Origin of the sequence: Celeribacter sp., assembly GCF_048266405.1 — a bacterium.
Classification (GTDB): Bacteria; Pseudomonadota; Alphaproteobacteria; order Rhodobacterales; family Rhodobacteraceae; genus Celeribacter.
In genome coordinates, this window is record NZ_JBLWZO010000009.1 from 85,828 (window position 1) to 99,053 (window position 13,226).

Below are 13,226 nucleotides of genomic sequence, written 5' to 3' on the forward strand. Positions count from 1 at the left end.
CAATTGGAAAAGGCCTGCGCATCCCGCGCGGGCCTTTTTCGTGAGCAGGAACGGGCAACAAGCTTCCCCCAAACGGACAGCACGGGCCCATTTGATTCGTTCGAATTGCCCCACTGCCCATTTTGTGATCACACTTTTTACGCCTGTGATCACAAAATGTCGAAACATCGCGATTTTACCGCTAACACGGCAAAAAACCGTTTCTTAAGAGTCTTCGTGTGTGTCATGTCCTTGGGTAACCGAAAAAGGATAGGACAGTTTTATGAATATCCACGAGTATCAGGCCAAGAGCCTCCTCAAGGAATATGGCGCCCCCGTCTCCGACGGACGCGTTGTTTTGAATGCAAATGACGCGAAAGCGGCCGCAGGGGAGCTTGACGGCCCGCTGTGGGTTGTCAAAGCGCAGATCCACGCAGGTGGCCGCGGCAAAGGCTCTTTTAAAGAAGCCAATGCCGGTGAAAAAGGCGGTGTCCGCCTCGCCAAATCCGTGGAAGAAGCAGCCCAAGAAGCCAACGCCATGCTCGGCCACACGCTTGTGACGCACCAGACCGGCCCGGCAGGCAAACAGGTCAACCGCATCTACATCGAAGACGGCTCCGACATCGCACGCGAGCTTTACCTCGCTCTTCTCGTGGATCGTCAATCTTCGCGCATCTCCATCGTGGCCTCCACCGAGGGCGGCATGGACATCGAGGAAGTGGCCGCGAACACACCCGAGAAAATCCTGTCCTTCTCCATTGACCCCGCAACGGGCTATCAAGGCTTCCACGGTCGCCGTGTTGCCTTCGCGCTCGGCCTTGAGGGCAAGCAGGTCAAACAATGCGCGCAGTTGATCGCCAACCTGTACCGCCTCTTCGTCGACAAAGACATGGAGATGCTCGAGATCAACCCGCTGATCGTGACCCCTGAAGGCGACGTGAAATGCCTCGACTGTAAAGCAGGCTTTGACGGCAACGCTTTGTATCGTCACCCCGACATTGTTGGTCTTCGTGACGAAACCGAAGAAGACCCCAAAGAACTGGCCGCATCCCAGCACGACCTCAACTACATCGCGCTTGATGGCGAGATCGGGTGTATGGTGAACGGTGCAGGTCTGGCGATGGCCACAATGGACATCATCAAACTCTACGGCGCAGAGCCTGCCAACTTCCTCGACGTAGGCGGCGGTGCCACCAAAGAGAAAGTGACCGAAGCGTTCAAGATCATCACCTCCGATCCGAACGTCAAAGGCATCCTCGTGAACATCTTCGGCGGCATCATGCGCTGCGATGTGATCGCAGAGGGTGTGATCGCTGCCGTGAAAGAAGTGGGCCTCAAAGTTCCGCTCGTCGTCCGCCTCGAAGGCACCAACGTGGAGCTTGGCAAAGAGATCATCAACAACTCCGACGTTGACGTGATCGCAGCCGACGACCTCAAAGACGGCGCCCAGAAAATCGTTAAAGCAGTGAAGGGCTAACAGACATGGCAATTCTCGTAGACGAAAACACCAAGGTCATCTGTCAGGGCTTCACTGGCTCGCAGGGCACCTTCCACTCCGAACAAGCCATTGCATATGGCACCAAAATGGTGGGCGGCGTGACACCTGGCAAAGGCGGCTCGACCCACCTTGACCTGCCTGTGTTCAACTCCGTGCATGAGGCGAAACACGTCACCGAGGCCAACGCCTCCGTGATCTACGTGCCTCCGCCCTTCGCTGCCGACTCCATCCTTGAGGCCATCGACGCTGAAATCGAACTCATCATCTGCATCACCGAGGGCATCCCCGTGCTCGACATGATGAAAGTGAAACGCGCTCTCATGGACAGCAAATCGCGCCTCATCGGCCCGAACTGCCCCGGTGTCATCACGCCTGACGCCTGCAAAATCGGCATCATGCCCGGCCACATCCACAACCGTGGCTCCGTGGGTGTTGTCTCCCGCTCCGGCACACTGACCTATGAAGCTGTGAAACAGACGTCTGACCTCGGCCTCGGCCAGTCCACCGCTGTGGGCATCGGCGGCGACCCGATCAAAGGCACCGAGCATATCGACGTGCTCGACATGTTCCTTGATGACCCTGAAACACAGTCCATCATCATGATCGGTGAAATCGGTGGCTCTGCCGAAGAGGAAGCCGCTGAATTCCTCGCCGAGCAACGCAAGAAAGGCCGCTGGAAACCAACCGCTGGTTTCATCGCAGGTCGCACCGCCCCTCCCGGCCGTCGCATGGGCCACGCTGGCGCGATCGTCGCGGGTGGTAAAGGCGACGCAGAGAGCAAGATCGAAGCGATGAAATCCGCTGGCATCGTTGTGGCCGACAGCCCTGCGACCCTTGGCGAAGCCGTGATGGAAGCCATCAAGAACGGCTAAGCTGCTACGGGGCCGCACGTTGCCCCTCATCAATAGCCTGTGCCCCGACAAAACGGGGCGCAGGTTTCCGTACATAAGGCGATGCGCGCCGAAACTGCACCGAACAACCCCGCGCAACAGCGCCCCAGAAAGGTCACACCGATGAACGACCAAAGCCCGAACGATACTTTCCACGCATCCTCCTTCATGCAGGGCCATAACGCGGAATACCTCGAACAGGTTTACGCGCAATACACCCAAGATCCCGCCTCGGTGGACGCCTCTTGGGTGGAGTTCTTCGACGCGCTCGGAGATGCCGCGACCGACGTTCAGGCCGAGGCAGCAGGCCCCTCTTGGGCCCGCGCCGATTGGCCCCCTGTCCCCAACGACGATCTGACCGCCGCGCTCGACGGCCAATGGGCCGAACCCGCCGTGGTCGAGAAGAAGATCAAGGACAAAGCCGCCGAGAAAAAGATCGAAGTCTCCGATGACGCCGTGAAACGCGCCGTTCTCGATTCCGTGCGCGCCTTGATGCTCATCCGCGCCTACCGCATCCGCGGCCACCTCGTTGCCGACCTTGACCCGCTCGGTATGCGCGACAGCACCCCGCACCCCGAACTCGACCCCAAATCCTACGGCTTCACCGAAGCCGACATGGATCGCCCGATCTTCCTCGATCAGGTGCTGGGCCTGCAAACCGCCTCCATGCGTCAGATTCTGGAGATCGTGAAACGCACCTATTGCGGCACATTCGCGCTGCAATACATGCACATCTCCGATCCCGAACAGGCGGGCTGGCTCAAAGAACGGATCGAAGGCTTCGGCAAGGAAATCCAGTTCACCAAGAATGGCCGCCGCGCCATTTTGAACAAACTGGTCGAGGCAGAGGGCTTCGAGAAGTTCCTGCACGTCAAATACATGGGCACGAAACGTTTCGGCCTCGATGGCGGCGAAAGCCTCATCCCCGCGATGGAACAGATCATCAAACGCGGCGGCAACCTCGGCGCGAAAGAGATCGTGATCGGGATGCCCCACCGTGGTCGCCTGTCGGTTCTCGCCAACGTGATGAGCAAACCCTACCGCGCGATTTTTAACGAATTCCAAGGCGGCTCGTTCAAACCCGAGGATGTCGATGGATCGGGCGACGTGAAATATCACCTCGGCGCCTCCTCCGACCGTGAGTTTGACGGCAACAAGGTCCACCTGTCGCTGACCGCGAACCCCTCGCACCTTGAGGCGGTGAACCCCGTTGTGCTTGGCAAATGTCGCGCCAAGACCGACCAGAACAACGACCCTGAACGCACTTCCGTCATTCCGATCCTTCTGCACGGGGATGCGGCCTTTGCGGGCCAAGGTGTTGTGGCCGAATGCTTCGGTCTGTCAGGTCTGCGTGGACACCGCACGGGTGGTACGATCCATATCGTGGTGAACAACCAGATCGGCTTCACCACCGCGCCGCACTTCTCGCGTTCCTCGCCCTATCCCACGGATAACGCCCTTGTGGTGGAAGCCCCGATCTTCCACGTCAACGGCGACGATCCGGAGGCCGTGGTTCACGCCGCGAAAGTGGCCACCGAGTTCCGCCAGAAGTTCCACAAAGACGTGGTCATCGACATCTTCTGCTACCGCCGCTTCGGTCACAACGAAGGCGACGAGCCGATGTTCACCAACCCGCAGATGTATACCAACATCAAGCGGCACAAGACCACGCTGCAACTCTACACCGAACGCCTCGTCAAAGACGGCCTCATCCCCGAGGGCGAGATCGAGGATATGAAAGCGGCGTTCCAGGCACACCTCAACGAAGAGTTCGAGGCAGGCAAGGATTACAAACCGAACAAGGCCGACTGGCTCGACGGGCGGTGGAAACACCTCAACGCCGAAGGCAAAGAGTATCAGCGCGGCGAAACCGCCATCTCCGAGGAGACAATGGCCGAAGTGGGCCGTGGTCTGACCACCTACCCCGAGAACTTCAACATCCACAAAACCGTGGCCCGTCAACTCGAGGCCAAGGCCAAGATGTTCGAGACGGGCAAGGGCTTTGATTGGGCGACTGGCGAGGCGATTGCCTTTGGCTCCCTGCTCACCGAAGGCTACCCCGTCCGCCTTGCAGGTCAGGACTCCACGCGCGGCACCTTCTCGCAGCGCCATTCGGGTCTCATCGACCAAGGCACCGAGGATCGCTACTACCCGCTCAACTCGATCCGCGAGGGACAAGCCAACTACGAGGTCATCGACTCCATGCTCTCCGAGTATGCGGTTCTGGGCTTTGAATACGGCTACTCTCTGGCCGAACCCAACGCGCTGACCCTGTGGGAAGCCCAGTTCGGTGACTTCGCCAACGGCGCGCAGATCATGTTCGACCAGTTCATCTCCTCGGGCGAAAGCAAATGGCTGCGCATGTCCGGTCTGGTGATGCTTTTGCCGCACGGCTACGAGGGCCAAGGACCGGAACACTCCTCCGCCCGCCTTGAGCGCTTCTTGCAGATGTGTGGTCAGGACAACTGGATCGTCGCCAACTGCACGACGCCTGCGAACTACTTCCACATCCTGCGTCGCCAGTTGCACCGCTCCTACCGCAAGCCTTTGGTGCTGATGACACCGAAGTCTCTGCTGCGCCACAAACTCGCAACCTCCGTGGCGGCTGATTTCACCACAGGCTCGTCCTTCCACCGCGTGCTGTGGGATGATGCGGACCCCAAAGATAAAACAGGGAAATCCGACATCACCCTCAAGGCCGACAAGGACATCAAACGCGTCGTGATCTGTTCAGGCAAAGTCTACTATGACCTGCTTGAGGCCCGCGACGCCGCGGGTAAGGACGACACCTACATTCTGCGCCTTGAACAGTTCTACCCCTTCCCTGCCCTCTCCATGGTCAAGGAACTCGAACGCTTCAAAAAGGCCGAAATCGTCTGGTGCCAAGAGGAACCAAAGAACCAAGGGGGCTGGACCTTTGTCGAGCCAAACCTCGAATGGGTTCTCACCCGCATCAAAGCCAAACACACCCGTCCCGTTTACGCGGGCCGCAACGCCTCCGCATCACCCGCAACGGGTCTTGCGTCTCAGCACAAAGCACAACAAGCAGCGCTCGTGAACGACGCGCTCAACATCGAAGGGTAATCCAATGTCCGTAGAAGTCCGCGTCCCGACCCTTGGCGAAAGCGTCACCGAGGCCACCGTTGCCACATGGTACAAAAAGCCTGGCGATACCGTCGCCGTCGACGAAATGCTCTGTGAGCTTGAAACCGACAAAGTCACTGTCGAAGTGCCCTCCCCCGCGGCGGGCACCTTGGGCGAGATCGTCGCCGCCGAGGGCGAAACTGTCGGCGTTGACGCCCTGCTCGCCACCCTGTCTGAGGGCGAAGGCGCAGCCCCTGCCCCCGCCGCCAAACCCGCAGCAGCAGCCCCCGCTGCCGCCGACAGTGCCGCAAGCGCCGTCGACGTGATGGTGCCAACCCTTGGCGAATCCGTGACCGAGGCCACCGTCTCCACATGGTTCAAAGCCGTTGGCGACACCGTGGCCCAAGACGAAATGCTCTGCGAGCTTGAGACCGACAAAGTCTCCGTCGAAGTGCCATCCCCCGCCGCAGGCGTGTTGTCCGAGATCGTGGCCGCCGAGGGCGCGACCGTTGACGCCTCCGCCAAACTCGCCGTGATCTCCTCAGGCGCAGGGGCCGCCGCAGCAGCCCCCGCACCCGCCGCAGCCGCGCCCGCCGCGACAGGTGCCAAAGACGTCGAAAACGCGCCGTCTGCCAACAAACTGATGGCGGAAAAAGGCATCGACGCCGCCTCTGTGACCGCGACTGGCAAAGATGGCCGCATCATGAAAGAGGACGTGATGAAAGCGATCAACACGCCCGCCGCCGCAGCCCCTGCCCCCGCAGCAGCACCACGCGCCCCAAGCGCCCCTGACGATGCCGCCCGCGAAGAACGCGTGAAAATGACGAAGCTGCGCCAGACCATCGCGCGCCGCCTCAAAGAGAGCCAGAACACCGCCGCCATGCTCACCACCTACAACGAGGTGGACATGACCGAGGTGATGGCCCTGCGCAACGAATACAAAGAGCTGTTCCTGAAGAAACACGGCGTGAAGCTCGGCTTTATGTCCTTCTTCACCAAGGCCTGCGTCCACGCACTCAACGAAGTGCCCGAAGTAAACGCCGAGATTGACGGCACCGATGTGGTCTACAAAAACTTCGTCCACATGGGCATCGCTGCGGGCACGCCACAGGGCCTCGTCGTTCCCGTGATCCGCAACGCCGACGCCATGTCATTCGCAGACATCGAGAAAGCAATTGCCGAGAAAGGCGCACGCGCCCGCGAAGGCAAATTGTCGATGGCGGAAATGCAGGGCGGCACCTTCACCATCTCCAACGGTGGTGTCTACGGCTCGCTGATGTCCTCGCCCATCCTCAACCCGCCACAGTCGGGCATCCTCGGTATGCACAAAATCCAGGACCGCCCGATGGCGATCAACGGTCAGGTTGTGATCCGTCCGATGATGTATCTCGCCCTCTCCTACGATCACCGCATCGTCGACGGCAAAGGCGCCGTAACCTTCCTCGTGCGCGTCAAAGAAGCGCTCGAAGATCCCCGTCGTTTGCTGATGGATTTGTAAGATACGATGCCACTTTTAGCAGTCACCGATTTTGACGATCTCCCCATTGAGCCCGTTGCTCGGTGGCTGCAATTACGCGACCTGTTGGAAAAGCGCTTGGATAGCGAAATGGACTTCGCAGTGGAGCAAAACCAAAGTTGTCCACCAAGTTTGAAACAAGAATACTACTCAATCGTTAGAGCTACAGCGCCTGACACAGTAAATGGGATGCTGCCAGACATATCCCGCGCGGATCTAGAAAATGATTTTGATTTTTTCCGTGCCGAGGTCGCCGCAGCAGCTTCAAAAATCCTTTTTGAGAAACCCAAAGACAGCTCCCGCGAGACTAGACTACCTCTCTCCATGCCCGTCGTGGAGCGACTAAAGGAAGAGTGCGATAATCTCCGCAGAATTGTCGATGAATCTGACTTGGACAATGACAAGAAAACGGTTCTGTTTGGTTTGCTTGAATCGTTTCTTCGTGAAATTGAGTCTGGAAGCCTAGATTACAAGAAAACAACCTCAATTCTTGGCGCTATCGCGATCGGTGTTGCCGCCGCAACTTCATTTCTAGCGGACGCACCCGAAGCTTTGACAACAATTCACCAAATTATTGGGCTGCAACAGCAAGCCGAAGACGAGAAAAACAAACTTCTATCTGCACCTTCAGAGCCAGCCATCCCTGAGCTTCCTGCTCCAAACAAGAAACAGTTACCTTCCCCAGAGTCTTTCGGGACCACTGAAACATGACCCCCGACCTCATCCCCCTCGCCCTCGTAGGCCTCATGCACATCGCGCAGTTTGCGGTGGCCTCTGTCATGGCGAACAAGGACGTGGGCACGGGCTACACCACCTCCCCCCGCGACCGCGCGCCGAGCCGCGAAATGCGGACCGTGACGGCGCGGATGCTGCGGGCCTATGACAACCACGTGCAGATGTTCCCCTTCTTCGCCGCCGCCCTGCTCGCGCTCCATGTGACGGGACAGAACAGCAGCCTGACGCTTGCCGCCTCATGGGTCTATCTCGCCGCCCGCCTGATTTATATTCCCGCCTATGCTCTTGGGTGGAAACCGTGGCGCTCCTATGTTTGGATCGTTGCAATGGCCTCCGTCGCCGCGCTCTTTCTCGCCGCTTTGTTCTAAGCGGCCCCGCCTTCAACCTCGGGTTTGCGATAAACCTGACTAAAATAGATGACATACAGATAGCCGACACATAGCAGACAGCTATCAGACAGCGAAAATTGACCAAGGAGAACAGCACATGGCTTCCTACGACGTAATCTTTATCGGAGCGGGTCCGGGCGGCTACGTCTCCGCCATCCGCTGCGCCCAACTCGGTCTCAAAACCGCCGTTGTCGAGGGCCGCGAAACCCTTGGCGGCACCTGCCTCAACGTGGGCTGCATCCCCTCCAAAGCCCTGCTTCACGCCTCGCATATGCTGCATGAAGCCGAGCATAATTTCACCAAGATGGGCCTGAAGGGCAAAAGCCCCTCCGTCGACTGGCCGCAGATGAAAGCCTATAAGGAAGAGACCGTCGGCCAGAACACGGGCGGCATCGAATTTCTCTTTAAAAAGAACAAGATCGACTGGATCAAAGGCTGGGCCACTATCCCCGCTGTGGGCAAAGTCCAAGTGGGCGATGAGGTCCATGAGGCCAAGAATATCGTCGTCGCATCCGGCTCCGTTCCGACCTCCCTTCCCGGCGTTGAGGTCGACAATGACAAGGGCATCGTCGTGGACAGCACAGGCGCGCTCGACCTGCCGAAAGTACCCAAGAAAATGGTCGTCATCGGCGCGGGCGTCATCGGTCTGGAGCTTGGCTCCGTCTACGCCCGTCTGGGGGCAGATGTGACCGTGGTGGAATTCTTGGACGCCATCACCCCCGGCATGGACGCAGAAGTGCAGCGCAACCTGCAAAAAATCCTTACTAAACAAGGCCTTAAATTCACCCTCGGCGCCGCTGTCCAATCCGTTGACGCATCCAAAACCAAGGCCAAAGTGACCTACAAACTGCGCAAGGACGACAGTGAACACACCATTGATGCGGACGTCGTTCTCGTCGCCACAGGCCGCAAACCCTACACTGACGGACTGGGTCTTGAGGCGCTTGGCGTCGAGATGACCGAACGCGGCCAGATCAAGACCGACGCCCAATGGGCCACCTCCGTCAAAGGCATCTACGCCATCGGTGACGCCATCGTTGGCCCCATGTTGGCCCACAAGGCCGAGGACGAGGGCATGGCCGTCGCAGAGGTGCTCGCGGGCAAACATGGCCACGTGAATTACGACGTGATCCCCGGCGTGATCTACACCACACCCGAAGTCGCCTCGGTCGGTAAAACCGAGCAGCAGCTCAAAGAAGAAGGCCGCGCCTACAAGGTCGGCAAATTCTCCTTCATGGCCAACGCCCGTGCCAAAGCGGTGCAACAGGGCGACGGCTTTGTGAAGATGATCGTGGACAAGGAAACAGACCGCGTTCTGGGCTGTCACATCATCGGACCGGGCGCGGGCGATTTGATCCACGAGGTCTGTGTGACGATGGAATACGGCGGCTCGGCGCAGGACATCGCGCTCACCTGCCACGCCCACCCGACTTTCTCCGAGGCCGTGCGCGAAGCCGCCCTTGCCTGCGGCGACGGCGCGATTCACGCTTAAGTTTCAAAAGCATATCAAGATCAAAGGGCGGCCTTCGGGCTGCCCTTTTTGTCGTGCGCGTCGCGGACAGGTTTACTCGGCCTGAGAAATTTCAGCCATCCGTTCGGCGTGTTCGCGGCGCAATGTGCGGCGCATATCCGCAGCCCGCCACCGCTTTCGGTCGAGTGTGGTTTCCGGTTGGAATTGTGGTGCCTGAACGGATTTACCGTCATCATCAACCGCCACCATCGTGAAGTAACACGAGTTGGTATGGCGCACGGTTTGGGTGCGGATGTTCTCCGCCTCGACGCGTATTCCGATCTCCATCGACGTGCGCCCGACAAAGTTTACCGACGCGCGAAAATGCACCAACTCGCCCACGTGAATGGGCTCTTTGAACACCACCTGATCGACCGAGAGCGTCACGGCATATTCGCCCGAATAGCGTGAGGCGCAGGAAAAGGCGACGAGATCAAGCAGCTTGAGCAACGCGCCGCCATGCACCTTACCCGAAAAATTCGCCATATCAGGCGTCATCAATTCGGTCATTTCCAGAAAACGGTGTTGGGGCATAAGCCTCTCCCTAAACAGTCAGCATCCGCAAGCCTTGCGTGACGTCCGAACGCACGGCCAAACGCAATCCCGGCTCATCTCCCGCCTTGAGCGCCGCGACGATCAAACGGTGATTATGCGGGACTTCCGTGCGGTTCAGCCGCGCATAAAGCGCTCGCATGGTGGGCCCGAGTTGCAGCCAAACCGTCTCGGTCAAGGCAAGCATCGCAGGGGCCTGAGCACGCAAATACAACGTTCGGTGAAAATCGAGATTGGCACGCAGGTAGCCAACATCATCGTGCTTGGCCACCGCTTCGGCAATCACGGCATTGGCGCTTTGCAACCGCTCAATCAGCGCCATATGGGCGCGGGGCAGCGCTCGCGACGCCAATTCGGGTTCGATCAGGGCGCGAATCGCCGCAAGTTCTTCGATCCGCTCATTGGTTAGTGCAGGGGTCGTTACACGGCCCGATGCCGACAATTGCAACCCGCCATCCGCCACCAAGCGACGCACGGCCTCCCGCGCGGGGGTCATCGACACGTCGTACATCTTCCCGATCCCGCGCAGGGTCAGCGACGCACCGGGTTTAAACTCGCCATGCATGATTTTAGTGCGCAATGCGCGATAGACGCGATCATGCGCGGCGCTGCTTGTATCCGAGGGACGTGGGATGGGCGTAATCATAGGCGCACTGTGATCACAAACAGCGAGAGGGTCAACGCGAGAAATCCCATGCGTGCAATTCTTGGCCATGAACACGCAACCAATCGCGGTGACGGCGGTAGTCGGGGCACACACGCGCCACGTTGGCCCAATATGCGGGGCTGTGGTTCATTTCCAACAGGTGCGCCACCTCATGGGCCGCCACATAGTCCAACACCGCCTCAGGGGCCATCACAAGCCGCCACGAGTACATCAGATTGCCGTCCGAGGTACACGATCCCCACCGCGACCGTGTATCGCGGATGGATATCTTGCCAAACGACACGCCAAGCGCCTGCGCATAACGATCCGACGCCTCCCTAAGACGGGTACGGGCCTGTAGCTTGAGAAAGGCAATCACCCGCGCCATCAGCATATTCTCTCCGCCAGGCACCACGAGATAGTCCCCCTCCACACGTGCGGCACGCCCTGTGCCTTGGGTGATTTCTAATGGGACACCCAAAACGGGAATCGCCGCACCAAATGCGGGGCGACGCACTTCGACTTGGCGATCCAATTGTCGCCGCAGCCAAACCTCTTTCTCGCGCACGAAAGCCACCGCCTCGCGTTCAGGAACATGGCGCGGCATGGTCAACGTCACTCGCCCGTCCAGACGCGAGACACGCAAGGACAGCCGCCGCGCTTGGGCCGAACGGCGCAGCGCAACCCGCACAGGAGTGTCACCTTCCAAAATGAAATCAGCCATAAGATCGGTCCGCAATAACGCCCCATTGGCCCGCAGGAATAGCCTGTGTGATGCCTAAGAGCTACCACGTTCACGCAATATCAATCCAAAAGCCTTTGACACCCTGCCCGCGATATGGCATGGCCCGTGAAATCTCCAATAATGGACATGAATTTACGAAAGGGATTGCAATGCCCAAAGAGGAATGGGGTGTAAAGCGCGTCTGCCCGACCACGGGTAAACGGTTTTACGACCTGAACAAAGACCCGATCGTGTCGCCCTACACCGGCGAAACCGTGACTTTTGACGCCAACAACAAAACACATGTTGCCGTTGAAAAAGCGAAACCCGAGCCGGACGACGTCGAAAACGACGAAGATGATCTGTTGGTTGACGACGGTGACGACATCGATATCGATGACGATTTGTTGGATGACGACGATGACGACAGCGTGTCGCTCGACGAAATCGCCGACGTGGCCGCGGACGACGACGAATAGGCCGTCCATGTGATTTTTGTACTTGCACTCATTTGCGAGTCAAAATAGATAGCGCGGGCGGGCGGACAACGCCCCCCGCACAACAGCCCAAAAGGTTGTTACCCATTTGGTTTTTGGGGCCTTAGCTCAGCTGGGAGAGCGCCTGCATGGCATGCAGGAGGTCAGCGGTTCGATCCCGCTAGGCTCCACCAAAACCGCCCAATCCCGATATTTAGAGTATAGCCGCACCGCGCCACATCTTTGCGCGCGTCCGAGCCGCAGGCTTCACCTCACGTTTGTTGGATTTCCCACAAGCGCAGACCGCCCCTAGCGCGCCCCTGCGCCCAGTTGCCGCGAAATGTCTTTGGCCATCGCGACCAAGGCCGCGCGACACTCCCGAGCCGAGAATATCGAAGTGCCGGAGATTCGTTTAATAAATGGGATGGTAACAGCGGCGACAACCTGACCAGAAAAATCAAACACTGGCGCCGAAATATTCTGAACGCCCGCAATGGTCAAAGACGGGCTTTCACAGTATCCCACCTCCCGCACATTTTCCAAATCCGTAACAAAGGCCTCGTATTTATCTTTCGGCTCTTGCCCCGCCTCCGCAAGCAATCGCTCCTGTGCAGCAGGCTCCATCCACGCCGCCAGCACCCGACCTGACGCCGTGTCATAGAGCGGGATATGCGCCCCCAAACGCACTGAGGTGACATTGTTGTCGGGACAATCCACCTGCGCAATCACCAAAACACGCCCCGAATGAATGATGCTCAAGTGCATCGACTGATTCACGTGATCAGCAAGCCGTTGCATCGCCTCGCCCGCAATAGACGTGAGACGCTTAATCGGCGGATGACGGTGGGCCACTTCAAACATCTTCGTGGTGAGAGCATAACGCTCATCTTCAGCACGCTGTTCGACATATCCACGCTGCACCAGGACCATCAGCATCCGAAAAATTTCTGACGTGGTCCGTCCGAGTTGCTTGGCAATCTCGACCTGTGACAACCCCTCGGCATCAGAGGCCAACAACTCCAGAATGTCCAACCCTTTGGACAGCGCTGGAGCGCGATACTTTTCGGCGTCGATCTGCTCTTCCAGTTTCTTGTCCATGTACCCTCACGCGCCATTCTGGCCGTTTCATCTATAGAATATATGCCCCACCCGCAAAACAGTGGCAACACGGCACATTGTAGCCCCGCTTATTTAAATATAAAACACTCTTTTACTTATAAATATCTT

The 13,226-nt window shown here is 58.5% G+C and carries 12 protein-coding genes and 1 tRNA gene; 9 read left to right on the plus strand and 4 right to left on the minus strand.

Going from position 1 to position 13,226, the window contains the following annotated elements; translation table 11 throughout:
- The first annotated feature begins 262 nt into the window (after positions 1 to 262).
- The 7 genes from sucC (at position 263) to lpdA (ending at position 9,583) form a co-directional block, all read left to right on the plus strand.
- Positions 263 to 1,456 (plus strand): ADP-forming succinate--CoA ligase subunit beta, encoded by a 1,194-nt coding sequence (gene sucC / locus ACN0TS_RS14805; protein WP_417260142.1) that lies wholly within the window; start codon positions 263 to 265, stop codon positions 1,454 to 1,456.
- Positions 1,457 to 1,461: 5 nt separating this feature from the next.
- Positions 1,462 to 2,349, plus strand: a complete 888-nt coding sequence (gene sucD / locus ACN0TS_RS14810) for a succinate--CoA ligase subunit alpha (RefSeq protein WP_417260143.1) — start codon at positions 1,462 to 1,464, stop codon at positions 2,347 to 2,349.
- 141 nt (positions 2,350 to 2,490) lie between these two features.
- A complete protein-coding gene (locus ACN0TS_RS14815) occupies positions 2,491 to 5,451 on the plus strand; it encodes a 2-oxoglutarate dehydrogenase E1 component (RefSeq protein WP_417260144.1) in 2,961 nt (986 codons plus the stop codon).
- A gap of 4 nt (positions 5,452 to 5,455) precedes the next feature.
- Positions 5,456 to 6,949: a 2-oxoglutarate dehydrogenase complex dihydrolipoyllysine-residue succinyltransferase gene (gene odhB / locus ACN0TS_RS14820; protein ID WP_417260145.1), complete on the plus strand. Its 1,494-nt coding sequence runs from the start codon at positions 5,456 to 5,458 to the stop codon at positions 6,947 to 6,949.
- A 6-nt stretch (positions 6,950 to 6,955) separates the two neighbouring features.
- Positions 6,956 to 7,678: a hypothetical protein gene (locus ACN0TS_RS14825; RefSeq protein WP_417260146.1), complete on the plus strand. Its 723-nt coding sequence runs from the start codon at positions 6,956 to 6,958 to the stop codon at positions 7,676 to 7,678.
- Complete coding sequence (locus tag ACN0TS_RS14830) at positions 7,675 to 8,070, plus strand: MAPEG family protein (RefSeq protein ID WP_417260147.1); 396 nt, start codon at positions 7,675 to 7,677, stop codon at positions 8,068 to 8,070. The genes ACN0TS_RS14825 and ACN0TS_RS14830 overlap by 4 nt, the downstream gene beginning before the upstream one ends.
- Before the next feature lie 118 nt (positions 8,071 to 8,188).
- On the plus strand, positions 8,189 to 9,583 hold the full coding sequence (lpdA, locus tag ACN0TS_RS14835; RefSeq protein ID WP_417260148.1) for a dihydrolipoyl dehydrogenase: 1,395 nt from the start codon (positions 8,189 to 8,191) through the stop codon (positions 9,581 to 9,583).
- A gap of 72 nt (positions 9,584 to 9,655) precedes the next feature.
- Here the strand turns inward: lpdA and ACN0TS_RS14840 are convergent, their stop codons facing one another.
- Genes ACN0TS_RS14840 through ACN0TS_RS14850 form a run of 3 tightly spaced genes read right to left on the minus strand, consistent with a single transcriptional unit; the run spans position 9,656 to position 11,523 of the window.
- The gene (locus ACN0TS_RS14840) at positions 9,656 to 10,135 is read right to left on the minus strand and encodes an acyl-CoA thioesterase (protein WP_417260149.1); all 480 of its coding nucleotides are present in this window, start codon (positions 10,133 to 10,135) and stop codon (positions 9,656 to 9,658) included.
- A 10-nt stretch (positions 10,136 to 10,145) separates the two neighbouring features.
- A complete protein-coding gene (locus ACN0TS_RS14845; RefSeq protein ID WP_417260150.1) occupies positions 10,146 to 10,799 on the minus strand; it encodes a GntR family transcriptional regulator in 654 nt (217 codons plus the stop codon).
- A gap of 31 nt (positions 10,800 to 10,830) precedes the next feature.
- Positions 10,831 to 11,523 (minus strand): M48 family metallopeptidase, encoded by a 693-nt coding sequence (locus ACN0TS_RS14850; RefSeq protein WP_417260151.1) that lies wholly within the window; start codon positions 11,521 to 11,523, stop codon positions 10,831 to 10,833.
- A gap of 170 nt (positions 11,524 to 11,693) precedes the next feature.
- On the opposite strand from ACN0TS_RS14850, the gene ACN0TS_RS14855 reads away from it, so the two are divergent.
- Both ACN0TS_RS14855 and ACN0TS_RS14860 read left to right on the plus strand, forming a co-directional pair.
- Positions 11,694 to 12,002 carry a TIGR02300 family protein gene (locus tag ACN0TS_RS14855; protein ID WP_417260152.1) on the plus strand — a complete coding sequence of 103 codons (309 nt, stop codon included), beginning with the start codon at positions 11,694 to 11,696 and terminating at the stop codon, positions 12,000 to 12,002.
- A gap of 115 nt (positions 12,003 to 12,117) precedes the next feature.
- Positions 12,118 to 12,193 (plus strand) — tRNA-Ala (locus ACN0TS_RS14860).
- Between the two features lie 115 nt (positions 12,194 to 12,308).
- Here ACN0TS_RS14860 and ACN0TS_RS14865 read toward each other — a convergent pair.
- Positions 12,309 to 13,097, minus strand: coding sequence for an IclR family transcriptional regulator (locus tag ACN0TS_RS14865; protein ID WP_417260153.1), 789 nt, complete (start codon positions 13,095 to 13,097; stop codon positions 12,309 to 12,311).
- Positions 13,098 to 13,226: the final 129 nt, after the last annotated feature.

Coding starts and splice junctions, on each gene's coding strand:
- sucC (WP_417260142.1), top strand. CDS start 263: ATGAATATCCACGAGTATCAGGCCAAGAGCCTCCTCAAGGAATATGGC.
- odhB (WP_417260145.1), top strand. CDS start 5,456: ATGTCCGTAGAAGTCCGCGTCCCGACCCTTGGCGAAAGCGTCACCGAG.
- ACN0TS_RS14815 (WP_417260144.1), top strand. CDS start 2,491: ATGAACGACCAAAGCCCGAACGATACTTTCCACGCATCCTCCTTCATG.
- ACN0TS_RS14855 (WP_417260152.1), top strand. CDS start 11,694: ATGCCCAAAGAGGAATGGGGTGTAAAGCGCGTCTGCCCGACCACGGGT.
- sucD (WP_417260143.1), top strand. CDS start 1,462: ATGGCAATTCTCGTAGACGAAAACACCAAGGTCATCTGTCAGGGCTTC.
- lpdA (WP_417260148.1), top strand. CDS start 8,189: ATGGCTTCCTACGACGTAATCTTTATCGGAGCGGGTCCGGGCGGCTAC.
- ACN0TS_RS14825 (WP_417260146.1), top strand. CDS start 6,956: ATGCCACTTTTAGCAGTCACCGATTTTGACGATCTCCCCATTGAGCCC.
- ACN0TS_RS14845 (WP_417260150.1), bottom strand. CDS start 10,799: ATGATTACGCCCATCCCACGTCCCTCGGATACAAGCAGCGCCGCGCAT.
- ACN0TS_RS14865 (WP_417260153.1), bottom strand. CDS start 13,097: ATGGACAAGAAACTGGAAGAGCAGATCGACGCCGAAAAGTATCGCGCT.
- ACN0TS_RS14840 (WP_417260149.1), bottom strand. CDS start 10,135: ATGCCCCAACACCGTTTTCTGGAAATGACCGAATTGATGACGCCTGAT.
- ACN0TS_RS14850 (WP_417260151.1), bottom strand. CDS start 11,523: ATGGCTGATTTCATTTTGGAAGGTGACACTCCTGTGCGGGTTGCGCTG.
- ACN0TS_RS14830 (WP_417260147.1), top strand. CDS start 7,675: ATGACCCCCGACCTCATCCCCCTCGCCCTCGTAGGCCTCATGCACATC.